The 23,130-nt window shown below is 46.1% G+C and carries 21 protein-coding genes; 15 read left to right on the top strand and 6 right to left on the bottom strand.

Features of this window, described 5'->3' with window-relative positions; genetic code table 11:
• The first annotated feature begins 186 nt into the window (after nt 1-186).
• From A5883_RS14130 to A5883_RS14150, 4 genes are all read left to right on the top strand, one after another.
• Nucleotides 187-2,289, top strand: a complete 2,103-nt coding sequence (locus tag A5883_RS14130) for an SH3 domain-containing protein (RefSeq protein WP_086338877.1) — start codon at nt 187-189, stop codon at nt 2,287-2,289.
• 241 nt (nt 2,290-2,530) lie between these two features.
• A complete protein-coding gene (locus A5883_RS14135) occupies nt 2,531-3,034 on the top strand; it encodes a general stress protein (RefSeq protein ID WP_086338878.1) in 504 nt (167 codons plus the stop codon).
• Nucleotides 3,035-3,302: 268 nt separating this feature from the next.
• Nucleotides 3,303-3,869, top strand: coding sequence for a hypothetical protein (locus tag A5883_RS14145; RefSeq protein WP_086338879.1), 567 nt, complete (start codon nt 3,303-3,305; stop codon nt 3,867-3,869).
• 290 nt (nt 3,870-4,159) lie between these two features.
• Nucleotides 4,160-4,573, top strand: a complete 414-nt coding sequence (locus tag A5883_RS14150; protein WP_010748527.1) for a phosphate-starvation-inducible PsiE family protein — start codon at nt 4,160-4,162, stop codon at nt 4,571-4,573.
• Between the two features lie 33 nt (nt 4,574-4,606).
• Here A5883_RS14150 and A5883_RS14155 read toward each other — a convergent pair whose 3' ends face one another.
• Genes A5883_RS14155 through A5883_RS14165 form a run of 3 tightly spaced genes read right to left on the bottom strand, consistent with a single transcriptional unit; the run spans nt 4,607 to nt 7,934 of the window.
• A complete protein-coding gene (locus tag A5883_RS14155; protein ID WP_016608987.1) occupies nt 4,607-6,478 on the bottom strand; it encodes a fructose-bisphosphatase class III in 1,872 nt (623 codons plus the stop codon).
• Nucleotides 6,468-7,286 (bottom strand): pyruvate, water dikinase regulatory protein, encoded by an 819-nt coding sequence (locus A5883_RS14160; RefSeq protein ID WP_005226564.1) that lies wholly within the window; start codon nt 7,284-7,286, stop codon nt 6,468-6,470. The genes A5883_RS14155 and A5883_RS14160 overlap by 11 nt, the downstream gene beginning before the upstream one ends.
• A 12-nt stretch (nt 7,287-7,298) precedes the next feature.
• Nucleotides 7,299-7,934, bottom strand: coding sequence for a helix-turn-helix transcriptional regulator (locus A5883_RS14165; protein WP_005232817.1), 636 nt, complete (start codon nt 7,932-7,934; stop codon nt 7,299-7,301).
• A 190-nt stretch (nt 7,935-8,124) separates the two neighbouring features.
• Between A5883_RS14165 and ppdK the strand changes: the two genes are divergently transcribed.
• On the top strand, nt 8,125-10,758 hold the full coding sequence (gene ppdK, locus A5883_RS14170) for a pyruvate, phosphate dikinase (RefSeq protein WP_015508725.1): 2,634 nt from the start codon (nt 8,125-8,127) through the stop codon (nt 10,756-10,758).
• An 82-nt stretch (nt 10,759-10,840) separates the two neighbouring features.
• On the opposite strand, the gene A5883_RS14175 is transcribed toward ppdK, so the two are convergent.
• Nucleotides 10,841-11,233, bottom strand: a complete 393-nt coding sequence (locus A5883_RS14175) for a YbaN family protein (RefSeq protein ID WP_086338880.1) — start codon at nt 11,231-11,233, stop codon at nt 10,841-10,843.
• A gap of 172 nt (nt 11,234-11,405) precedes the next feature.
• Between A5883_RS14175 and A5883_RS14180 the strand changes: the two genes are divergently transcribed.
• The 3 genes from A5883_RS14180 (at nt 11,406) to A5883_RS14190 (ending at nt 15,028) form a co-directional block, all read left to right on the top strand.
• Complete coding sequence (locus A5883_RS14180; RefSeq protein ID WP_005226570.1) at nt 11,406-12,215, top strand: aldo/keto reductase family protein; 810 nt, start codon at nt 11,406-11,408, stop codon at nt 12,213-12,215.
• Between the two features lie 285 nt (nt 12,216-12,500).
• The gene (locus A5883_RS14185; RefSeq protein WP_005226571.1) at nt 12,501-14,546 is read left to right on the top strand and encodes a methyl-accepting chemotaxis protein; all 2,046 of its coding nucleotides are present in this window, start codon (nt 12,501-12,503) and stop codon (nt 14,544-14,546) included.
• A 272-nt stretch (nt 14,547-14,818) separates the two neighbouring features.
• Nucleotides 14,819-15,028 carry a hypothetical protein gene (locus A5883_RS14190; RefSeq protein WP_086338881.1) on the top strand — a complete coding sequence of 70 codons (210 nt, stop codon included), beginning with the start codon at nt 14,819-14,821 and terminating at the stop codon, nt 15,026-15,028.
• A 33-nt stretch (nt 15,029-15,061) separates the two neighbouring features.
• On the opposite strand, the gene A5883_RS14195 is transcribed toward A5883_RS14190, so the two are convergent.
• Together A5883_RS14195 and motA are read right to left on the bottom strand one after the other, a co-directional pair.
• Complete coding sequence (locus tag A5883_RS14195) at nt 15,062-15,832, bottom strand: OmpA/MotB family protein (RefSeq protein WP_086338882.1); 771 nt, start codon at nt 15,830-15,832, stop codon at nt 15,062-15,064.
• 13 nt (nt 15,833-15,845) lie between these two features.
• Nucleotides 15,846-16,610: a flagellar motor stator protein MotA gene (motA, locus tag A5883_RS14200; RefSeq protein WP_005232810.1), complete on the bottom strand. Its 765-nt coding sequence runs from the start codon at nt 16,608-16,610 to the stop codon at nt 15,846-15,848.
• 620 nt (nt 16,611-17,230) lie between these two features.
• On the opposite strand from motA, the gene flgB reads away from it, so the two are divergent.
• The 7 genes from flgB to fliI are packed head-to-tail and all read left to right on the top strand — an operon-like array spanning nt 17,231 to nt 23,115.
• Nucleotides 17,231-17,590, top strand: coding sequence for a flagellar basal body rod protein FlgB (gene flgB / locus A5883_RS14210; RefSeq protein WP_017144455.1), 360 nt, complete (start codon nt 17,231-17,233; stop codon nt 17,588-17,590).
• Nucleotides 17,591-17,611: 21 nt separating this feature from the next.
• Nucleotides 17,612-18,028 carry a flagellar basal body rod protein FlgC gene (gene flgC, locus A5883_RS14215; protein ID WP_003129038.1) on the top strand — a complete coding sequence of 139 codons (417 nt, stop codon included), beginning with the start codon at nt 17,612-17,614 and terminating at the stop codon, nt 18,026-18,028.
• A gap of 7 nt (nt 18,029-18,035) precedes the next feature.
• Entirely contained in the window at nt 18,036-18,359 is a 324-nt protein-coding gene (gene fliE / locus A5883_RS14220; protein WP_016608997.1) for a flagellar hook-basal body complex protein FliE, read from the top strand.
• Between the two features lie 27 nt (nt 18,360-18,386).
• Nucleotides 18,387-20,009: a flagellar basal-body MS-ring/collar protein FliF gene (gene fliF / locus A5883_RS14225; RefSeq protein WP_176324010.1), complete on the top strand. Its 1,623-nt coding sequence runs from the start codon at nt 18,387-18,389 to the stop codon at nt 20,007-20,009.
• Between the two features lie 10 nt (nt 20,010-20,019).
• Entirely contained in the window at nt 20,020-21,024 is a 1,005-nt protein-coding gene (gene fliG / locus A5883_RS14230; protein ID WP_005226586.1) for a flagellar motor switch protein FliG, read from the top strand.
• A complete protein-coding gene (locus A5883_RS14235; RefSeq protein WP_086338884.1) occupies nt 21,008-21,766 on the top strand; it encodes a hypothetical protein in 759 nt (252 codons plus the stop codon). Before fliG ends, A5883_RS14235 begins: the two co-directional genes overlap by 17 nt.
• Nucleotides 21,763-23,115 carry a flagellar protein export ATPase FliI gene (fliI, locus tag A5883_RS14240; protein ID WP_081116155.1) on the top strand — a complete coding sequence of 451 codons (1,353 nt, stop codon included), beginning with the start codon at nt 21,763-21,765 and terminating at the stop codon, nt 23,113-23,115. Before A5883_RS14235 ends, fliI begins: the two co-directional genes overlap by 4 nt.
• Nucleotides 23,116-23,130 lie beyond the last annotated feature (15 nt).

The following is a 23,130-nucleotide window of genomic DNA, read 5'->3' on the forward strand; positions in this document are numbered from 1 at the left end:
CTTTTTTGGTGCCAAAACCACTCTTTTTTCTTTTTTTAAAACAGAGGATTGGCGGATGAAGCAAAAGAGAAAACTGTTTCATAGCAAGAAATTATCTCGTTGATTTCACTGTTTTTTCATCTTAACCCCCCATTTTTTAATAAATCGTGTTACAATAAAAAAAGGCTAATACGACGGAGGGATTAAATGACAATTCGTAAAGAACGACGCCGCTTAGAAAAGCGCTTGAAGCGCACACAATATACCCAAAAAAGTATTACGATGGCTACTACTTTAGTAGCGGGATCAACGTTTATCCCGACCTTAGGGCATGCGGCTGAAACGGCAACGACAGAAACTAGCAATGACCTCAAGGTCGTTGAACAAACAACAAACACTACACCAGAAACCGACAGCACACCGGTTGAGGAAACGACAGCATCGACGACAGCACCTGTTGTGACCGAAGAAACTTCGGAAACGACGGAGGAGTCAGGGACTAAAGCAGTCACTGAGGGATCAGAAACAGCGACGACAGAAAGCACAACAGTTGCTAGTGATGAAGTCTTAGAAGCAGATGAAGTACCATCAGCCCTTTCGGATTTGACCAGTCGGGCATTATTTTCACGGGCAACGATCGATCCGGCTGCCTTTATCAGTCAGATTTGCGGCTATGCAACGGAAGTAGCGGCAGCAAACGATCTGTATGCCTCTGTCATGATGGCACAAGCGATTTTGGAATCTGGCTGGGGCGCATCAACTTTGACGACCACGGCCAACAATATGTTTGGGATCAAAGGTAGCTATAATGGCCAATACGTGACAATGGATACGTATGAAGATGATGGTTCAGGCAATTATTATTTGATCAGCGCCAAGTTTCGGAAATACCCATCATTAAAAGAGTCTTTTGAAGACAATGCGTATGTGTTGCGCAACACGAGTTTTTCTAGCGGCAACTACTATTACAGCGGTGCGTGGAAAAGCAATACGACCTCTTACACGCAAGCGACCGCTTGGCTGCAAGGGCGGTATGCAACCGATACTTCTTATGCCAGCAAATTAAACAATTTGATCAGTACGTATAATTTAACGCAATATGACACTGGCAGCTCAAATGCAGGCGGCGGCAATAGCAATGAAACGATCGTCAGTGATGAAACAGCGATCAATCAGCAAATGAAAACCACGTCATCCATGAATATTCGTTCGGATGCCTCAACCAGTGCCTCTATTACTGGTTCGTTAGCAGCCAATACGACGTTTACGGCAACGGCGACCAAAACGGGCACCAGCGTCAACGGCAACACCACGTGGTATAAAATTTCTGGCAAAGGCTGGGTCAGCGGTGCATATTTGACGAAGGTTTCGACCGATTCTTCAAATAACAATAGCGGATCAGGCAACACCGGTTCTGACAATAGCAATTCTGGCACGACGATCAACAAAAAAATGAAGACGACGGAAGCGATGAATATTCGTTCCAGCGCTTCTACTAGCGGATCAGTGGTAGGATCACTTAGCAAAGGCACGACCTTTACAGCCACTTCTATGAAAACCGGCACATCAGTCAACGGCAACAAAAATTGGTACTATGTCTCTGGCAAAGGTTGGGTCAGCGGTGCCTACCTTACTGAAGTGACCAACAATAATGCTTCTGAAGCAGAAAAAGAAGACAACAGTTCAAGCATCAATCAAAAAATGAAGACGACGGCCGCATTGAATGTCCGCTCGGATGCTTCTACCAGCAGCCGTGTCGTGACGACGCTTGGTCAAGGGGTGACCGTTACCGTGACAGCGAAAAAGAACGGCACTTCAGTGGAAGGCAATAAAACGTGGTACTACGTTTCTGGCAAAGGTTGGGTCAGTGGTGCCTACTTGGCAACAACCAGCAGCTCTTCCAATAACAGCGGTTCAACGACGACAAATCAGAAAATGAAAACCACCGAGATTTTAAATGTTCGTTCCGATGCTTCTACCAGCAGCAGTATTACTGGTTCTTTAAGTAAAGGGGCAACCGTCACGGTTACCGCAACAAAAACCGGGACGACCGTCAATGGCACGAACAAATGGTATTATGTTTCTGGCAAAGGCTGGGTCAGCGGTGCCTACTTGACAGCTGCTAGCAGTGGGTCTTCTAATACGAATACCAGCAGTAGTTCAACGAAGACGCACACGGTGAAATCAGGTGACAGCCTATGGTCACTGGCACAAAAATACAATACCAGCATCAGCCAAATCGCATCATGGAACAAGATCAACAGCAGCTATACGATCTATGTCGGGCAAAAGTTGATCGTTTCCAAATAATAAGCAAAAGCAACCGCGTGTATGCCATTGGCTTACGCGGTTTTTTATGCTGGATCAAGCGTTCACTAAGCTGCTAGCGGTTTATCAAGAAACTACTTGTTTTTCGTAAGCGCAATCAAACTATTTGGTCAATCAGGGAACCCTGCGTTAGAATGAAAGAAGCAATAGAAATTGCTAGTTTTAAAAGAATTGCTTCAGAACCAGAACAATCGAAGCGTACACAAAATAAGGAGGATTTCACATGCACAACAGAAACCTAACGATTATTGGCAGTTACGACACTCGAACAGAAGTATTACCGGTTATTGAGCAATTGACAAACGAAGGCTATGGCAAAGACGATATCGTGCTGTATGCGAATCAAACAGTCATCGATCAATTTGGGTTAGAATCCATCGATGATGTGGAAGTGGAGCATGCTGCTAGTGAAGACGAAAATCGTTCGCTTTGGGAAAAAATCAAAGATGCGTTTTCTTTTGGCGATTCAGATCACAGAGACGATGAACATGATCCATTATACGGCTACCGAGATGACATCGAACGAGACAAACTCGTTGTCGGCGTCTACGATTATCAGCCGATGGACAAAATAACGGATCGTGATGCAGATACTGAGCCAATCATCGATCAACCGTTACCAGGTGAAACAGCGATGCCCGATGAGTCCGTTCATCCAACACCGCGCATGGGAGACAGTGATATTGAAGCACCGATCCATGACCCGAATCATCTGCGAAACTTATAAGTAAAAGAATTTCTTAAGTAAAGGAACTATTAAAGCCAGAGGAACGAGCATCCGTCGCACCTGCCAACCCTTAGTGAAGGGATGGGCCCGCAGGTGATCGACCGTCGCCCTCGGGCTTTTTTTGTTGCGCAACGGGCATTCATGTCTTTGTCATCTTTGAAAATAAAACTTAATTTGTTGACGATTGCTTTTTTTTGTATAATATAAGAATGAGATAGATCATTGACGGAAGGTCCAACCATATTTTTGGGAAAGGATGGGGAGTGCGATGAAATTCAAGTTCAATATGCAGTCGGCATTAGTCAGTTGTTTTGTTGCGGTTTTTTTGAGTGTGGCGATCAATCAAGATGCCAATGCCTTTGTTGCCGCGCCCTTTGTTCGAGATTCTTCCAGTAGTTCCTCCGAGCCACCTTACCAGACCGCAAGCAGCAGTATCGAAGAAACCTCTGATTCCAGTCAGATTTTTTATGAAGCCAGTGTTAGTTCGTATACACCGTCTTCAACGACTAGTCGCTCGATCGAAGCGTCGACAAATGAAGGCACGTCTGTTTCTGTAAGCGAAGTAGAGACAGAGCCTAGCGTCAGTACTTCTGCAAGTAGCGAAAGCAGTTCGAGTACCGCGTCGAGTGGCGGCTCAACGACCACCAGCGATACCTCCAGCAGTAGCGCTAGCAGCAGTTCTTCAAGCTCTTCGTCTACGAGTTCGACCAGTACTACAACAAGCAGCTCCAGCAGTGAAACGACTGAACCGTCTTCGGAAACCTCCAATAGCGATGACGAAGCTGCGGAAGATACGAGTGAAAACGTTGATCTAACAGTCGAAGGGGTCAACTGATCCCAGTTTATAAGGAAAACCAGTCCAATCCAAAGGCACCATTTCAGCTAGGCTTTATGCCTAGCTTTTTTATTTGCTTGTGTGAAGGAGTCACGCCCGGCCATTGCCATAAACAGGCTTTTTCGTGGCTGCGTCCCCATAAAGCAGCTATCCCTTTTGACTAGTGAAAAAAGCGACTACCCTCAGTCCTGCGTGTTTATTTCCTTCCTTCCTAAAAAAAGCTGCACTTGCAAGCATATCGTAAAGTGATTTTGAACAGTTTCGCTATAATAAGTGCGAGGAGGGGTGTTATGGGAAAGTATTTTAAGCACTTCGAAAAAATGATTAGTGTGATTGTTGATATTATGTTAGGACTGTTGGTTCTGTTGGTTTTGGTGGTGATGGCGGAAGCGATCTACAAAATCGTTGTCCATGTGATCCCGCTGCATGAAGTCAGTGATCTTTCCTTATTGATCGAAGAGATCGCGACATTGTTTATTTTACTGGAAATTATTTTGATGTTATTGCGTTACGTAAAAGAAGGTCACCATATTCCGGTGCGTTACTTGATTTTGATCAGTATTACAGCAATTTTAAGAGAGCTGCTTTTGGCACAAGGAAAAGGGTTAGAAACGCTCTTTTTGGCCTTAGCGATCTTGGTCTTGATCATTGTGCTGCAGGCGTTGGAAAAACTCAAAGCCTTTCATAGTTCTAAAGGACTGTAAAAAAAATCATCCGATTGGTTGACGAATGACTCGTCAAGGGATCGGATGATTTTTTAATTCTTCAAAAAGCACGCGGCTTTCTTGCTGCAGCCGCTTGCCGATATCTGTTTGCCCTACCGTTGTTCTTTCCGTTTGCCGCACGACGATTTTTTTCTGAGTGACGATGTCACGTCGCTGCTGGATGGCTTGCTGGCGATCTGTAAAGGGTTGATGGGCTGCTAAGGTCATGCCGAAGGAATTTGACAACAGCGTGTAACCGGCAATGCCTGTGACGGATTGATAGGAGCGAGAGAGTCCCCCATCGATCACCAATAAACGACCATTTGCCTTGATGGGCGTCTCGCCTTTACGCACTTTCACAGGGGTATGGCCATTGATGATGTGACCTGTCGGCGGCAGACCGAAGGCAGCTAGGACACGGCAGCAGAAGTCTTCGTTTTCCCTTAAAGAATAATAGGCATTTTTTTGTTCCGTATGGGTGTTGCGATCTGCTATAAAGTAGCGCTCAAAGGTTTTCATGGCTTTTTTGCCGAAGAGGGAAGAGCCTTCGCCGCACCAAAGATACCAGATCATATCGGTGGCAAGGTCTGTTTGCTTTTCTGGTTGGGCAAAGCTTTCCTGCAAACATTGCTGAAAAAAGTCCATCAACGCTTTGCCTGCTAAGGGCTGCTGCTGGAAAGTAAAGGCCAGGAAATCGCCGTTTTCCTGACAAGGCAGGCAGCCGTGATACAGCAGGTTGTCGTTGAAGCGCTGGTACAATGTGCCATGCTCAACTAAAAAGCGCATATGCGCAGCTAAGCGGGGCGAGCGTTGAAATTGGCTCAGCAAATCTTGCAGTACCTCATGTTCTTCTGCTGTCAAACGGTAAGGATCATCGGGAGCTACTAGTTGAAAACAGCCGTTGATCAAAGGATAGGTCTGGTCTAGCTGGATTTGTTGCCGATCTTGAGACAAGCGATGCAACAAGCAGCGCTCTGCCATCGCAAATGCTGGTCGCCGCTGGATCACGGCTGCTTCGACTTTGAATTGGATGATGGCAAACGCCTGTTGCAAAAGCATGGCTGCTTTTTTTTGCTGGCTTGATAAAGGGTCCACTGTTTTTTGCGGATAAAAGCCTTCATTTTCTGTGTAATATTTTTGGCTAAAAGCCAGTGCTTTTGATAGATCGATGCCATAACCATCTTGTAATAATGCCAGATTGCCGTAGCGAGCAGCGATGCGGATCGTATTGGCCAAACAGGGCAGCGAGCCGCAAAAGCTGCCGATCCACAAAATATCATGGTTGCCTAGCTGAATATCCAGTGAGGGCAAAGTCATCAAGCGATCGACGATTTTGTCTGGCGCTGGTCCGCGATCATAAATATCGCCTAAGACGTGGAGATGATCCACTACGAAGCGCTGAATCAAGTACGCCAGTTCTTGGCAAAAAAGCGGGGCTGCCTCTAATTCAATGATCTTATCAAAAATCGCCCGATAGTAAGCTTCTTTATTGAAGTCAGCATCATATTGGTACAACAGTTCTTCTAAGATATAAGCAAAAGAAGACGGCAGTGCTTTGCGTACCTTGGAGCGTGTGTATTTACTGGAAGTAAAGCGGGCAACTTTCACTAGCTGTGCCATCTTTAAGCGCCAATCGGCAGGGGTCCATGCCTGTTCTTGTAATAGCTCCTCTGGATAATAAATGACAAAACAAAGTTCGGTCTGTTCTTCTTTCGTCAAGACGCCAGTAAACAAAATCTCGACTTTTTCTCGGATACTGCCAGAACCATTCCGCAAAATATGGTCAAAGGCATCGTATTCACCATGCAGATCGCTGACAAAGTGCTCGGTGGCTTTCGGCAGCTGCTGGATGGCTTCCAAGTTGATGATCTCGGTCAGGTTTGCCAAGGCGTCTTTATTGAACATGGGCCTGTTCTTTGGCTTGTTCTTCAATCAGCATCGCGCTTTCTTCAATGGAGCGTTTGCTGACATCGATCACCGGAATGTTCAGCTTTTTGAACCATTCATTCGCGTAAGCTAATTCTGCTTCGATTCGTTCACAATTGGTGTAATGGGTCTCTTCTTTTAAGCCCAATGAATGCATTCGGGATCGCCGAATCTCGGTCAGAGATTCTGGATTCGTGGTCAAACCGACCATTTTTCGCGGGTCGACTTGGTGCACTTCGGCTGGCAAAGCAACTTCAGGAATCAAAGGCAGATTTGCCACTTTGTAGCCGCGGTTTGCCATGTATAAACTCAATGGTGTCTTCGAGGTTCGCGAAACCCCTAAGAGGACAAAGTCAGCATCGAGAAATCCCCGTGGGTCTTTGCCGTCGTCGTATTTCACCGCAAATTCCATCGCTGCCACCCGGCTGAAATATGCTTGGTTCAAGCGATGCAAGGCACCAGGCTCTTGGACGGCTTCTACACCGAATGTTTTTTCCAGCATCGTGGTCAAGGGCGACATAAAGTCGACATACTGCAAACCAGTCCGCTTGGCAAAGGCATCAACAAAGGCGACTAACTCTTTATTGACTAAGGTGGTAACGACGATCGATTTGTCTAGCAAGGCATCTTTGAGGATCTCGCCTAAGCTCTCTTCATCATTAGTAAAGGGAAAGAGCTGGATGTCTGAAAGGTCGATCGTGGGAAACTGCGCGGAAACGGCTGCGATCAGCTTTTGTGCCGTTTCGCCTACGGAATCTGAAATCAAATATATTCGAACGTTCTTCATTGTTTTTGCCCCCTAAAAGTGTGTGTTGTCACTGTCATTGCCTGCTTGAATAAAGTAATTCATCAGCCGTGTCTTCGTGATTTTGCCGATGACTTTTTTTGGTTCCTGCGGATCGACCACAGGCAAGGTATCGACTTCATGTCGCCCTAACAACGTACCAGCCGTCAAAATCGTTTCTTCGGGTGTGATGGTCACGATGTTTGGCATGCGAGTCATGATCATCGCTACAGGTGTTTTTTCTGGTGCGGCATTGCTGATCGCAAAGCGCAGTAGGTCTTTGCGGGAGAGGACCCCAATCAGCTCGTCTTGGTCATTTTTGACATAGAGGGAACCGACATCGTACATAAACAAAGTCGTGACCGCTTCATAAACGGAGACCGTTTGTGAGATCAGCAACGGCGGGATCATGACTTCTGCAACTTTGGTATGATAGAGTTTTTCGAAAAGCAAAGGCTCAACGGTTTGTCCTGTATAGAAATAGCCGACTTTCGGTCGGGCGTCTAATAAACCGGTCATGGTCAAAATCGATAAGTCATTCCGCAAGGTTGCGCGGCTCAAGCCCAACTGCTTCGCAATGGTCTCCCCACTGATCGGCTGATGCTCTTTGACGATCTCAATGATTTTCATTTGTCTTTGGCTTAATTCCAATGTGTCACCTTCTTTCTTTTATGTGCTATGCTATTGATTATATGATTTTCCGAATAAAAAGGCAATCCTTCTCTTTTAAAAAGGATAAATCCCTGAAAAGTTTTCTTTTTTCAGCTTGACGATTAAATGTGTCATACTATATACTGCTAATTAATCGAAATAGTATATAACATTTAAAAGGAGGAACATGATGGAAAAAGCAGTCGTATGGTTTTCAGAAGGCACAAAAGAGCAAAAAGCACTATTAGGCGGGAAAGGGGCAAATCTGGCGGAGATGACCAATTTGGGTTTGCCTGTTCCCCAGGGATTTATCGTCCCTGCGACTATTTGCCTGACCTATTTAGAAGAACAGGTTCTTCCTGAGGCGATCATCAAGCAAGTCAAAGCTGCCATCGAAGAATTGGCAGTCCGCAGGAACAAAACATTTGGCGGACTGCAGTCGCCATTGTTGGTTTCTGTCCGCAGTGGGGCTAAGTTTTCCATGCCAGGGATGATGGATACGATCTTAAACCTTGGGTTGAATGATGAAACCGTCCAAGGCTTGGCTCAGCAGACGGGGGACCCCGTTTTTGCTTATGATTGTTACCGCCGCTTGATCCAGATGTATGGGGATGTGGTGAAAGGTGTAGCAAAAGAGCACTTTGAAGCCTACTTGACAGATTATAAGAAACAGCAGAATTATGCGTCAGACCAAATGATGACCGGCAATGATTGGCAAATGATCTGCCGCGTGTTTCAAAGTATTTATATGGAACATACTCAAGAAGCGTTTCCGCAAGACCCGTTTCAGCAATTGTTGGCAGCCATCACGGCGGTTTTTCGCTCATGGAACAACCCACGGGCAAAGACCTACCGATCTCTCCATCGCATCCCTGACGATCTAGGGACTGCCGTAACGATTCAAGAAATGGTTTTTGGTAACAGCGGGATAAATAGCGGGACGGGTGTCGCCTTCACCCGCAATCCAGCAACCGGGGAACCGGGACTTTTCGGCGAATTTTTAGTGTGTGCCCAAGGGGAAGATGTGGTTGCAGGGATTCGTACACCGCAACCGATCCAAGCGTTGGCACAGCAGCATCCCATGATCTATCAGGAATTAAAGCAACTGGCTGAGCGTTTGGAGGATCACTATCAAGACATGCAAGACATTGAGTTTACCATCGATGACGGCCAGCTGTTTGTCTTGCAAACGAGAAACGGCAAACGAACCGCCGCTGCCGCAGCGCAAATCGCAACGGATATGGTCGCAGAAGGTCGGATCACTATCAGGCAAGCACTAGATCGCATCACACCAGAAATGATCGATCAATTGCTGCACCCGTTATTTGCCCCCGAAGCCTTACAGCAAGCCAAAGCCTTTGCGCAGGGCTTGCCGGCTAGTCCAGGAGCAGCTTCAGGACATGTCTATTTCACTGCAGAGGCGGCGGAAAAAGCCAGCCGCGCAGGAGAAAAAGTCCTGCTGCTGCGGCAGGAAACCTCACCTGAAGATATTGAAGGCATGGTGGTGAGTGAAGCGATCATTACCGCTCGTGGGGGGATGACTTCGCATGCGGCGGTGGTCGCCCGTGGTCTGGGGGTCTGCTGTGTGGTAGGGTGCGAGGCATTAAGTGTCGATGTATTTTTGAAGCAGGCTCGCTGCGGCGAGCTGCTGATTGAAGAAGGTGACGTGCTTTCGGTAGACGGCAGCACTGGCAAACTGTATCAAGGGCAGCTGCCTATGACCAGTGTCCAGGAGCGTGTCTTGCTGGATCAGCTTTTGACGTGGGCACAAGCCCAGGCAGATCTAAAGGTTTACGCAAATGCGGAAACGAAAAATGACATTGAGGCTGCGCTGGCCTTTGGGGCAGCGGGCATCGGTCTGGCACGGACGGAGCATATGTTTTTTGGGGAAGAGCGTTTGTGGAAAATGCGGGAAGTCATTTTGGCGGAAACGAAGGCGGAACGATTGAAGGCGTTGGCTGAGATCAAGGCTTATCAAAAAGCCGATTTCCAAGAAATGCTGCAGGCCGCGCAAGGAAAGAAGTGCACGATTCGTTTATTAGATCCACCACTTCATGAATTTTTGCCCCATGAGCATGAACGCCTTGAAATGGCTCGCCGTAGTCAAAAATCATTGGCAGTGATCGAGCGGCGAATTGACGAGCTGCAAGAGGTCAATCCCATGATGGGGCATCGCGGCAGCCGTTTAGGACTGAGCTATCCAGAAATTTATGAAATGCAAACAGCGGCGATTTGTGAAGCGGCTGTGGAATTGCGGCAGCAAGGAGTCGAGGTAGAGGCGGCGATCTTATTGCCCCTGATCAGTTTGCCCGCAGAGCTGCAGGTGTTGAAAGCGACGTTGACACAGGTGATCGCTCAAGCAGAAGCAACCCTGCAGCAACCATTGCACATCGAGATCGGCATGATGATCGAGACACCTAGAGCGTGCTTGATCGCTGGGGAGTGTGCTGAAGATGCTGCGTTCTTTAGTTTTGGTACCAATGACTTGACCCAAATGACGTTTGGCTTTTCGCGGGATGATGCAGGCAGCTTTATTCAAGCCTATTTGCAGTCGGGGATCTTACAAGAAGATCCTTACCAGCACTTAGATCAGGCGGGTGTTGGCACCTTGATGCGCCAAGCGATCACTGGCGTAAGAGATCGTCAGCCAGAGCACTCGATCGGTGTTTGTGGCGAAGTCGGCAGCGATCCCTATTCCATTGCATTTTTGCGAGAGATCGGCATCGACTATGTTTCTTGCTCCCCATACCGAATCCCTGCTGCCTGGTTAGCGATCGCCCAATCCGCCCCCATCATCGAAGAGGCGTCAGTGGGCTCCCGCTAAAATAGGAGAAAAAAATACACCGCAGTCCACTAGCAAGGCTCGCCTGCTTGGTGGATTACGGTGTGTTCGTGCAGCGTCGTTCTTACAGGGGCTGATCCGTTTTTTGAATCGCGGGTTTGCGTCCTTTTAAATACCAAGTGATCCCAATAACATGGGCGAGGTAGATGGCAGCGAGGACGAAACGTACCAGCAGATTAGGGATCAATAGTGCAGGAATTGCAAAGACTACCACCATCATGGCAAACATCCGAACCATTCCCTTGGAGCTCAGCTGTTTTTGTACGAGTGGTTTTTCAATGTATTTTTGATAATTTTCTGATTGAACCAAGCGTTGATAATAGGTATCGGAACTCCGCAGCCAGAAATAAGCCGTCAGCAAGTAAAAGACCGTTGTGGGTAAGAAAGGTAAAAAGATTCCTAAAGTACCTAGACCGAATGTCAGTGATCCACAAAGAAAAAATAGTGTTTTTTTCAAAAGTAACCCTCCTTATTTGGGTGTTTCGTGTCTTACCCTCAGTATAACGGAGGAGGGGCAGCTTGAACATGCGTTTTGTGTTTTTCCCCGTCTTTTAGCGGCAATAAGAGTTTTTCTTCCCCATACTCCTGCTTTTTTGATAGACTAGAAACAACACAAAGGGGGAAGCAGCATGGAAACGATTGAATTGAATACCGGCATTCAGATTCCAGTGATCGGCAGTGGGACGAATACATTTGGGAAAGAAAACCGAGAATACCAAGGTGCGATCAATGATGATACGACAGAGCTGTTGACTGCCATCAAGCTTGGGTATCGGCATTTTGATACGGCGATTTCTTACCGCAACGAAGCCGTGGTAGGCAAAGCCATCAAGGAAAGCGGGATCGACCGCAGCGAATTTTTCCTGACTTCTAAGATTCCTGGCAAACCAGAGCATACGCAAGATGCAGCTGCCGTGAAAGCGTCTGTCGAAGCGAGTTTAGCAGCCTTGCAGACGGAATCGATCGATCTTTATTTGATCCATCATCCGTGGGACAACTTGGCAGAGATCGCCGCTGTCTGGGCGGTTCTTGAGGCTTATGTCGATAAAGGAGTCTTAAAAGCGATCGGGGTGTCCAATTTCCAAGAAGAAGAACTTAGCTATTTATTGGCAAACAGTCGGATCAAACCAGCGGTCAATCAAATCGAATCGCATCCAGGCAAGTGGAACGATGCGATCATCGCCTATTCCTTAGCCAATCAGGTAGTTCCAGAAGCCTGGGGGCCACTTTCACGGATTTCAGAAGCGGCTCGGGAAACCTTGACCCAAATCGGTGAAGCGTATCAAAAAACCTGGAGCCAAGTGGTCTTGCGTTACCAAATCGAGCGTGGGGTGATCGTGATTCCGAAATCCCATTCAGAAAAACATCAAGCCGAAAATTTAGCGCTCTTTGATTTCGCTTTGACTGCGGAAGAAAAAGCCGTCATCAAAGAATTATAGGCAATAAAAAGCAGTCCCATTAAAGGGGCCCCTACAGCCAGTGCGGAAACTTCCGTGCTGGCTATTTTTATGCAGTCGCAACGCTCCTTCATGACTGAGGAGCTTTTCTATTCGTTAGATCAGCAACCGTAAGCCTTAGCAAAAAAGAAAATGCGCTTGCAGCCGTTTCTGCCAATGAACCCTCTTAATCATTCAAAGAAATAACCGATTATCCTTACTAAGGGTCGTCTACGGACGAGTCTTCATTGGATCGTGTGAAATTGGAAATGAAGGAGTGGCACAGTTGTGAAAAAAAGAAAAAAGACGATAGGAATTTATGTGATGATCACCTTGATGCTGGTTGCGGGGATCCCGATCATTGTCATGCTGACAAGTTCCTATTTAACCACCAAGAACTTATTGATTGAACGAAATGATTTGAACAAAGAAAGTGCCGTCAATTTGATCTTGGCGGAAGAAAAGAGTTTGCGCCGATCGACGGAAAGCAAATTGAAATCAATGGCTGAACTGCCAGCGATGAAAACAGAATTCAGCATGGGACGCATCCGTTCAGATCTTTCTTTAGCGATTGCTGGAAGCAACAGCTTCTTAGCGGTGACTTTTGGAACAGAAGATGATGAATATGTAACCTTCAATCCCTTACCAGATGATTATAAGCCTACGATTCGGCCATGGTACAAAGGGGCCGTAAAAGCCGAAGGAGAAGTGTATTGGACAGCACCTTATTTAGATACAGTGTCGAATCAATTTGTGACGTCGGCTTCGATCAGGGTCAAAAATTCCCATAATCAAGTGGGGGTTTTAAGCGTCGATGTTTCCTATGAAAGCATTCAAAACATCTTGTCTTCCTTTACCGTAGGGCGGACTGGGAATGTCACCTTAGTTTCAGAATCTGGGGTCATCGTGACCTCAAAAAATACCAAACAAATCGGTAAGAATATCAAAGAAGAAGAAGTGTTCCAAAAAATCAAAGAAGCTAAAAACCCGACAGGCATGGTTGGCTTAGGCGACTCGAATAAAGTCAACGATGTGTTGTATGACAAGTCTGCTGATTCCAATGTTTGGGCGTACTCCGAAGTCAAAGCTAGTGATCTAGACAAAGAGTTAGGAGCGTTAGTCCGCACCACCATTATCGTTACGATCTTGATGCTGCTCTTTGTAGGACTGGTTTCTTATGCCGCGATCAAAGTAGTCGCAGCGATCATCGATTGCTTCAATCGTTACTTTAGAAAAGTCGGTGAAGGCAAACTAGAGAAGATGAGCAAAACCAAAAGAGCCAAAGGCGAAAAATGGACATGGGATCAATTGGCACGCCGAGTTGTATATCCAGACAAAGCAGGCAATGAGATCCAGCAAATGGCGGACAATTACAATGTGATGATCGAAGGCACGGGTGCATTGATCCAAAAAGTACAAAAAGAAAGCAACAGTGTCGCAGGAATGTCGGATTCTTTATTAGAATTGTCAAAACAAACCAATATTGCGACAGAAGAAGTCTCTCAAACCATTACGGGTATTGCTGAAGTGACCGGTGCGCAAGCCCAAGAAACAGAATACAGCGTGTCCCAAATGCAAAATCTGTCGCAGGTCGTGAAAGAATTACGAGAAAATGTTGGCGGCATGAGCAGCAAGTCACAAGAATCTACGAAGATCAATCAAGAAAACTTAACGATCATGGATCAAGTCGATGACAGCTGGCGACAAGAGTTGGCACAGATGGAGCGTTTGATGTCGAACATGACGGGAATGAATGATAGTATCCAAAACATCAACTCGATCATTGGGGTCATCAACGATATTTCTTACCAAACCAACTTGCTAGCCTTGAATGCATCGATCGAAGCCGCAAGTGCAGGTGAGTCGGGCAAAGGCTTTGCCGTCGTGGCTGCTGAGATCCGTAAATTGGCGGAACAAAGCAAGGCTTCTACCAAAGAGATCGAAGCGATCATTGAAGAAATTCGTGAGCAGTCTAGTCAAATGGTCAAACAAACGTCGGCGTCTGTCAAAGGCGGCGTTCGCCAAACCAACTTGATCAAAGAAGCGATCTCGTCTTCAAAAGAAGTTTTCCAACGCAGCAGCTATATGATCGAAGGCATCCATCATATTGAAGCAGCCAGTGCCCGTATCGAAAACATTCAAAACAGTGTACTGGAAAACTTAGAAAACATTTCCGCATCAACGGAAGAAAATGCCGCTGGTACACAAGAAGTTTCCGCAAATGCAGAAGAAGTCTTGGCAACCATGGATGAATTTACCAACCATGTGGCCGATCTCAGAGACATTGCAGAAGAGTTGAAGCGATTGACCAATCGGTTTGAAGTGGAAAAATAAATGATTGACTAGCGAAAGCTGATCATCCCCCCATTCCCAATAAATTCGTTGGTAATGGGGGTTTTTTGATGTGTATGGTTAAATCAGAATTGTCCAACTGCAAAAAAAGAAGGTCAGTTAGGAAACCGTAGGGTGAGGCATGAAGCATCTGTTATAATGAGAAGAAGCAACCAATGGCTGTCGACTTTTGCCAAGCAGCAACATCAGACAGGTGAACTGTGATTGCTCATTAAGAAAGCGTACACTTTAAGTTGAGAAAAGGAGGGGTACGGTTGCTGAAGATTTTTGGAAAAGAATACCAATTGATTCATCTCGCCTCTTGGCTGATGCTAGTTATGGGTATCATCATTTTAGGCTTAAAAGGGTTGCTTTTTATGGTTTTTGAGATTCCTTTTATTGACCGTTCCACATTGGTGGGCATTGTCATCATTTGTTACGGTTACTACAATTTATTTATAGATAAAAAAAACGATCGCCTTTGAAAGGGGATCGTTTTTTTAATTGGAATAGGTTATTTATTGAGCAGCTGCCGTTTCAGTCCGCTGAATGATCATCTCCACGCGGCGGTTTTCCGAGCGGCCTTGGGGGGTGTTGTTATCGGCCTTCGGTTCGGTATCGGCAAAGGCTTGGATGGCAGCATTTTTTTCTAAAACAGCGCCTTTGCTGATGAAGTACTCCATAACGGTAATGGCCCGAGCGGAACTAAGATCCCAGTTAGATTGGTAGCGGCCATTGCCTTTTTCAGGTACGTTATCGGTATGCCCAGCGATCACGATTTTGTTGGCTTTTAATTTTTTCAGTGAGTCCGATAGCAGATCCAGTGACTGACGAGTGGTGTCCGTGATCTCGGCGCTGCCAGGGGCAAACAAGATACTGCTGGCAAGCGTGATATGCAAGCCATCGGATTCCAAGCGGACTTCTGTCTGCTCTTTTAAGCCAGAAGCTGCCAGCTCTTGTGACAGCTGGTCGCTGATTTTTTCTAGTTGCTGATTTTCCAGTTGGGTCCGAACCGCTGCTTCTTGCGCTTGTGCTTCGGCAGAAGTGGCGGCTTTTTTTCGCGGCGTGGTCTCGCCCATATCGATCACTGACCCAATCACAGATGAATTGCTGTGGTGGCTGGAAAGGATGGTGCCAAATTCGCTTTTGATTTCTTGGAACTTCTCATCATCGACTTTCGCCATGGCAAACATGACGATGAACAAAGCCAGCAGCAAGGTCAACATATCCGAGTAAGGCAAAAGCCACGCTTCGTCTACATGTTCTTCATGTTTCTTTTTTCGCTTCATGTCGCTTCACCCTTTATAATTGTTCTTGCCGTTTTTTCGGATCGATCAAGCTGTATAATTTTTTCTCAATGCTTTTCGGCGATTGCCCGGCTTGGATCGCTAAGACCCCTTCCACGATGATCGACATCATTTGGACCTCTTGCTCCGATTTCAAGGTCAGGCGTGAGCTAAAGGGAATGAACAGGACATAGCCGAAGAAAATACCATAAAGGGTCGCCACGAAGGCCGCCGAGATCATGTGCCCCAGTGCCTCTACATCCTCTAAATTACCTAGCGCCCCAATCAGCCCGATCACGGCTCCTAACACCCCTAAGGTCGGGGAACTCGTGCCGGCGGTTTTAAAAATAGCCGAGCCGATGCGATGCCGTTCTTCGATCCCATAGATCTCATTCTCCATGATTTCTTGGATCTGTTCGGCAGCGATGCCATCAACCACCATTTCCAAGCCCTTTTTTAAAAAAGGATCTTCTAAGTTTTGGATGGCACCTTCAAGAGATAACAAGCCATCGCGCCGGGCTTGGTTGGCTAATTCAACGATGGTATTGATGGTTGTTTTTAAGTCGTATTCTTTATTTTTCAGCAGAACGCCGAAGATCTTCGGGATTTTTTTGATATCACTGCTGGGAAATGAATTGATAACGGCTGCGATCACACCAACGAAAATGATGATCGCGGCTGCCGGATTGATCAAAACGGCCACATTGGCACCTTTTACAATCATCCCAACCACCACAGATATCAATCCTAAAATAATACCGATCAGCAAGAAAAAATCCATTTGTTGCGTCCTCCTAAATTCTATTTCCAGGTTTTAAACCCTCATTTATTTTATCGGTGAATTAAAATCATTCTTAATAGCAAAAAAAAATAATCCTAAAAATAACTAAAATAAATTTTCAGCTTTTTCTTTTTTTGTTGTTTTTTGGGCAAGTGGCGGCAAATTTTTGAAATGGTACAGCTTGCAATTTTTGTGAATATTTATAGATGGTACCGTTTTTTTTCGTGAAGCGTTTCTCAGGGTTTGTCATGTCATTCAGCACAAATGAAAATGTTTTAATCAATTTTTCGAATAATGCTTGTTTTTTTATCAAAAATCATCTTTTGATCAAAAAGCATAGATATGCTTGTAAAACGCTTTATATCGATCGTTTACTTTTTATAACTGGGGACGAAATTGCGATGAAACAGTGTTTAACAAATAACATAACATGGTTGTAACTTAAATGTCATATCCGTAAAGTTGCAAAAATCAAATTGTAAAATAAAAATAATTCTACTATAATGACATCACGTCTTCTTGTTTTTTTAATCTATAACAAAAAAATAAATAAATATATTTGTTTCTGTTCCATCGCTGAAAAAAACGTTTGGTACAGAAGGTGGAAGGAGCAATTATTGTTGGATACCTATGATTTATTAAAAACAGCCATGAACGTTTCTGCCCAACGCGCAGAATTGATTTCGTCTAATATCGCCAATGTCAACACGGATGGGTACAAAGCAAAACGCATCGTGTTTGAAAGCGAATTAAAGCAGGCACTCGCTTCATCAGGGACGGACGCTGCAACCGAAGCGTCAGTTTCTCAAGTAAAACCGAAAATCACTGAAAATGCAACTACCAGCATCAAAGACAACGGCAATAACGTGGATCTTGAAGTGGAGATGTTGGATCAAGCAGCCAATGGGTTATATTACAGTGCATTAACCGCACAAGTCAACGGTCGCTTGCAAATGATGAACCTTGTATTGAGTAATTGATAGAAAGCGCAGGAAAAACAAATGGGTATGTTTAATGGACTAACGATCAACGCCAGCGGCCTAGCATTGGAACGGTTAAAACTAGATACGATCTCCAGCAATATCGCAAATGTAAATACGAATCAAACACAAACAACCGCGGCTTATCAAAAAAAGAGTATTCTTTTTTCAGAAAATTTAAAAAATAGTCGCGAAGGAACACCGGCTACATACGGTGTCAAAGTGACGGGGATCGCTGCCGATGAAACGGAAAAACTGACCTATGATCCTACGAATCCCGCTGCCAACGATGAGGGATATGTCGGTCAATCAAATGTGGATATTGCCGATGAAATGGTGGCAATGTTGCAAGCGGTTCGAACGTACGAAGCCAATGTTTCTGCTTCAGAAATGAATAAAACGATCTTGAAAAAAGCATTAGAAATATCAAAGGGGTAACGAGAAAATGGATGGACTTTTAACGACAGGATTAACGGACTACCAAAACGTTTTGCGGACACTAGGCACGGGGGCTGCTTCAAACGAGACCAGTGTTGCAGGCGCCGAGGAAAATCAGTTTTCTTCTTACTTGACCCATGCGGTCGATCAGTTGAATCAAAAAACGGCGGTCATGGATCAAGATACTGTAAATTTGATTACCGGCGATGAAAGCGATCTAGGGAATGTGATGATTCGCATGACGGAGGCGCAATTGGCGCTACAAACAGCCGTTCAAGTACGAAACAAGTGTTTAGAAGCTTACAATGACGTGAAAAATATGCAGTTTTAGCAGTGGGTGAGGGAATAAGGATAAATGATGGATAAAGTGAAAGAATGGACAGAACAACTCAAAGACCGTTGGCAAATGCAAAGCTCTTTAAAGAAAATGATCGTTGTTCTTTCCGTTATCAGCGTTCTCGGAATCACAGCAGCTGTGTATTATTTAAATACGCGAATTGAATACGGTATCTTGTTTACGGATCTAAGCGATGCCGATGCGGGAACGATCAGCAAGGATTTGGAGGAACAGCAGATCGCCTACAAATTAGCCGACAATGGGACGACTATTTTGATCGATAAAGACCAAGTCGATGAATACCGCATCAATCTTGCCGTGGACAATAAATTACCAAATACCAGTACAGGCTTTGAATTATTTGATGATGCCAACATGATGACAACCGACGAAGACCGCAAGATCATGTATCAGCGGGCAGTAACGGGCGAACTGCAACGAGCGATCGAGTCGATCGATGCGGTCAAATCCGCCAAAGTTTTACTCGTAATGCCAGAAGAAAGTGTCTTTTCTTCTGAGGAAAGTGCGCCAACTGCTTCTATCGTGTTGACCTTGAAAAATCAGCAGATTTCAGACGAGTCCGTGCAAGGGATCGTTACCTTGACTTCAGGGGCAGTGGAAAAGCTGAAGCCAGAAAATGTAAAAGTCGTTGATAGTGCGGGCAATACCTTGACGAGAACCGAAGATGAAGCCAGTCAATTAAGTGGCCTGAACAATAAATACATTGCCATCAAAGATTCCTACGAAAAAACGCTAGAAGAAAAAGTAGCGAAGCTGTTGACACCGATCTATGGCGCAGACAAATTCCAAGTGTCGATCAATTTAGACTTGAATTTTGACTCGATCGAGCGGAAGAAAGTCACTTATGATGACCCAGAGATCAAGAGTGAGACAGTGCAGGCTGCTGGTTCGCAAGGCACCGTCCAAGAAGCCCAAACAGGGACGGTGGATGACAATGTCTCCAATGTGACGGGTACGGATGGAGAGGGAAACAATTCCTATAGCCGTTCGGTGGAAAACGAATTGGATACCGAGACCACCACGACCATTACGGCCCCTGGCATGATCGAACGAATGACCAGCTCGATCGTGATCAATGCGAACCTTTCTCAAGCGGATCAAGCAGAATTGCAGCAGTTGATTGCTAGTGCCGTCGGCTATGACAATGACCGTGGTGATCAAATCGCGATCCAAGGATTTGACTTTGCCCAAGCAGAGGTTGATCCAGCCGTTGATCCGCAAGGGAATGAACCGATTGCAGCTGCCAAAGGTTATCTCAAGTATGCCATCATCGGCGGCATCGTGTTGACCTTGTTCTTAGTGATTTTAATGATCGTTGGCGTGATCCGACGTCGTCGTAAAGAAGACGAGCTGGAAGTCGATGTGACGGAGGAAATGGTCACTTTTGCACAACCGTCAGCAGTTAGCACTGGTACAAGTCCGTCAGTTGCACAAGAAGTCGTTTTTGGCGGTGTCGGCAATCGGTCTGCTGAAACGAAACCAGCGGTGCCAGAAGCATCCACACAAGAAGCCGCAGCAGAACATTCAGGAGAACCAACATTGGATCAAACGGCTAGAAATTATGCCGAAAGCAATCCTGAAGTAGCGGCGGAATTGATCAAAGCTTGGATGAAAGAAAAATAAGGGGGCAGCCATGGATACAATAGACGGGGTAAAAAAAGCAGCGATTCTTCTGATCTCTCTAGGATCAGATACCTCTGCAAAGATCATGAAGCTGCTGCCAGAATCATTTATACAAAAGGTGAGCTATGAGATCGCCAATATCGACTTTGTCAGTCCCGAAGAGCGGGATCAAGTGTTGGAGGAATTTTCTCATACCGCAACGGCTCGCAAATATGTCTTAGACGGCGGGATCGATTATGCCAAAAATTTGCTGAACCAAGCATTAGGCCCTCAAAAAGCCAAAGAAGTCATTGACGTATTGACTCAGATTCAGCTGCGGGAACGGCCCTTTAATATCGCTCGCAAAGCCGATGTTCAACAGTTGACCAATCTGTTGATCGGTGAACATCCGCAAACGGTAGCGTTGATTTTGTGCTACATGCAGCCGGACAAAGCGGCCAGCGTCTTGTCGCAGTTTCCCGATCATTTGCAAGTGGAGATCGCTGAACGGATCGGGACGATCTCCAGTACGTCGCCTTTGGTGATCGAACGGATCGAAAAAGTGATCGAGAACAAATTCTCGAATTACATTGAGAACGATACGGAAAATGTCGGTGGTGTGCATACTCTGGTTGAGATCTTGAACTCAGTCAGCCGCAGCACCGAAAAGAACATTTTGAACGACTTAGAAAAGCGGCAACCAGAACTCTCCAACGAAGTGAAATCCAGCTTGTTTACTTTCGAGGATATCGTGACCCTCGATCGCTTGGATGTTCAAAAAGTCTTACGAGATGTTCAAAACGATGTCTTAGTCTTAGCGCTTAAAGGCACGACCGATGACATCAAGAACTTTATTTTCTCCAACCTCTCATCACGGGCGGTGGAAAATCTGCAAGAAGAAATTCAATTTATGGGTCCTACCCGCTTATCTGCTGTAGAAGAAGCCCAACAAAGTGTGGTGGCTGTGATTCGACGGCTAGATGAAACCGGTGAGATCTACATCGGAAGGGGCGACCAAGATGCAGTGGTCAAATAGCAGTTTATTGAAGCAGCAGGCGGTCAAAACGACCGAAGCTGCGCGCAGTATTTTGACGGATACGACCATCAAAGCGCCGATTGAGAAACCAAGCTTAGACCCAGAACTGCAAGCGGCTAGACGTGCACGCCAGTTGGAGCAGGAACGGCATCTGCAGCAAATGGAAGCCTTGAAGCAGCAGATTTTGACCGATGCACAAGAACAAGCGGCGCAAATTCTAGCAGAAGCGAGAACGGAAGGCTTTCAAGCAGGACAAGCAGACGGCTTTCAACAAGGCTATCAAGAAGGACTCAATGCCAGCAAAGAAGCCGCGCAAGCATTGATGGCCCAAGCCCAAGCCAATGTCGCTGAAGCCGTTTCTGAGATCAACACCTTTCGCTCAGAGAAAAAGCAAGAAATGATCGCTTACGGCACGGCAATCGCTGAAGCCTTGATCAATCAACGTTTTACAGACGAGCAAGCAGGCTTCCTGCCTTTTGTGGAGTCTGTGCTATGGCAATTTGAACAACCCGATCAATTTGTGACTGTTCGCAGCCAAGAGCAGCATCTTGCAGGGTTGCGAGAATTGTTGGAAACCAAAAAGCAGACGATCAGCGGGTTTCGCTATTTACTCATGGCAGATGACAGCTTGGCGGAACACGATTTTTGTATCGAATCTGAAAATGCCTTGGTGGTTTTTGAACTGAGGAAAGAAATCGCTCGCTTTTTGAGCCAATTTCTAGAAAGCAGTGTGAAGGAATGACGTTTGAATTACCAATCACAGCGCTGCGCAAAACGGCGCAAGCACAGCCGTTTTTTACCACCTACGGCAAAGTCAGCGAAGTTGTAGGTCTGCTGATCAAAGTCGAAGGGCTGGCGGTTTTCATAGGGGAAATCTGTGAAGTCGCATTGCAAAACAAGACACATACAGCCTTAGCCGAAGTCGTAGGCTTTGTGAAAAAAACCGTGCTCCTGATGCCCCTTGATCAGCTAGAAGGCGTCGGACCGGGCTGTTTGGTGCGGCCAACTGGCAAATCATTGACGGTAAAAATCGATGATACGTTGCTAGGGCACACCTTAGATGGACTAGGGCGACCGTTAGATATGGCGCTGGAGCTGGAAAGTGCGCCAGAATATCCAGTTAGTCAAGATTCTCCTGACCCCTTTCGCCGTCAAAAAATCGCTGAGATAATGCCGACAGGTGTCCGGGCGATCGATGGTCTTTTGACCGTCGGCCTTGGCCAACGGATCGGCATTTTTGCCGGCAGCGGGGTCGGTAAGAGTACTTTATTGGGGATGTTGGCTCGTTATTGCGAAGCCGATGTCATCGTGATCGGCTTGATCGGCGAGCGGGGACGAGAAGTCAAAGAATTTATTGAAAATGATCTAGGCCCAGAAGGTTACCGCAAGTCGGTCGTTGTCTGTGCTACCTCCGATATGCCGCCTCTCGTACGATTAAAAGGGGCTCATGTGGCAACAGCGATCGCTGAGTATTACCGCGATCAAGGGAAGAAAGTCGTATTGATGATGGATTCGGTGACCCGTTTTGCGATGGCACAGCGGGAGATCGGTCTATCGACAGGCGAGCCGCCGACGACCAAAGGTTATACCCCTTCTGTGTTTACAGCTTTACCGAAGTTGTTAGAACGCAGTGGGATGTCGGACAAAGGCTCGATCACGGCCTTTTATACTGTCTTGGTAGAAGGGGATGACATGAATGAACCGATCGCTGATGCGGTGCGGGGAATTCTTGATGGACATATTCTGTTGTCCCGAAAAATCGCCGCTCAAAATCATTATCCTGCCATCGATATTCAAAACAGCCTCAGCCGCTTGATGAAGACCCTTGTTTCTGAGGAACAGCATAAACATGCGGGGGAACTAAAAGAAAACATGGCCGTTTATGCAGAGGCCAAGGATTTGATCGATATCGGTGCCTACAAAAGCGGCAGCAATGCGTTGACCGACCAAGCGATCGCGTTGCATCACCCCATCCTACGGTTTTTACAGCAAAAAGTGGATGAGCGGATCCCATTTGAACAAACGATTTTTGAACTGGCGCATTTGTTCAGTGAAGAAGCGCTGATCGAGCGCCAGCGTTCGACCATGTAAAACAGATCATAAAGG

The sequence above is a fragment of the Enterococcus sp. 5B3_DIV0040 genome (assembly GCF_002140755.1).
Lineage (GTDB): Bacteria > Bacillota > Bacilli > Lactobacillales > Enterococcaceae > Enterococcus_D > Enterococcus_D casseliflavus.

What these genes read in the sequence shown, in the direction of transcription:
- A5883_RS14130 (WP_086338877.1), top strand. Translation starts at nt 187, where the DNA reads ATGACAATTCGTAAAGAACGACGCCGCTTAGAAAAGCGCTTGAAGCGC.
- A5883_RS14135 (WP_086338878.1), top strand. Translation starts at nt 2,531, where the DNA reads ATGCACAACAGAAACCTAACGATTATTGGCAGTTACGACACTCGAACA.
- A5883_RS14145 (WP_086338879.1), top strand. Translation starts at nt 3,303, where the DNA reads ATGAAATTCAAGTTCAATATGCAGTCGGCATTAGTCAGTTGTTTTGTT.
- A5883_RS14150 (WP_010748527.1), top strand. Translation starts at nt 4,160, where the DNA reads ATGGGAAAGTATTTTAAGCACTTCGAAAAAATGATTAGTGTGATTGTT.
- A5883_RS14155 (WP_016608987.1), bottom strand. Translation starts at nt 6,478, where the DNA reads ATGTTCAATAAAGACGCCTTGGCAAACCTGACCGAGATCATCAACTTG.
- A5883_RS14160 (WP_005226564.1), bottom strand. Translation starts at nt 7,286, where the DNA reads ATGAAGAACGTTCGAATATATTTGATTTCAGATTCCGTAGGCGAAACG.
- ppdK (WP_015508725.1), top strand. Translation starts at nt 8,125, where the DNA reads ATGGAAAAAGCAGTCGTATGGTTTTCAGAAGGCACAAAAGAGCAAAAA.
- A5883_RS14180 (WP_005226570.1), top strand. Translation starts at nt 11,406, where the DNA reads ATGGAAACGATTGAATTGAATACCGGCATTCAGATTCCAGTGATCGGC.
- A5883_RS14195 (WP_086338882.1), bottom strand. Translation starts at nt 15,832, where the DNA reads ATGAAGCGAAAAAAGAAACATGAAGAACATGTAGACGAAGCGTGGCTT.
- motA (WP_005232810.1), bottom strand. Translation starts at nt 16,610, where the DNA reads ATGGATTTTTTCTTGCTGATCGGTATTATTTTAGGATTGATATCTGTG.
- flgC (WP_003129038.1), top strand. Translation starts at nt 17,612, where the DNA reads ATGGGTATGTTTAATGGACTAACGATCAACGCCAGCGGCCTAGCATTG.
- fliE (WP_016608997.1), top strand. Translation starts at nt 18,036, where the DNA reads ATGGATGGACTTTTAACGACAGGATTAACGGACTACCAAAACGTTTTG.
- fliF (WP_176324010.1), top strand. Translation starts at nt 18,387, where the DNA reads ATGGATAAAGTGAAAGAATGGACAGAACAACTCAAAGACCGTTGGCAA.
- fliG (WP_005226586.1), top strand. Translation starts at nt 20,020, where the DNA reads ATGGATACAATAGACGGGGTAAAAAAAGCAGCGATTCTTCTGATCTCT.
- A5883_RS14235 (WP_086338884.1), top strand. Translation starts at nt 21,008, where the DNA reads ATGCAGTGGTCAAATAGCAGTTTATTGAAGCAGCAGGCGGTCAAAACG.
- fliI (WP_081116155.1), top strand. Translation starts at nt 21,763, where the DNA reads ATGACGTTTGAATTACCAATCACAGCGCTGCGCAAAACGGCGCAAGCA.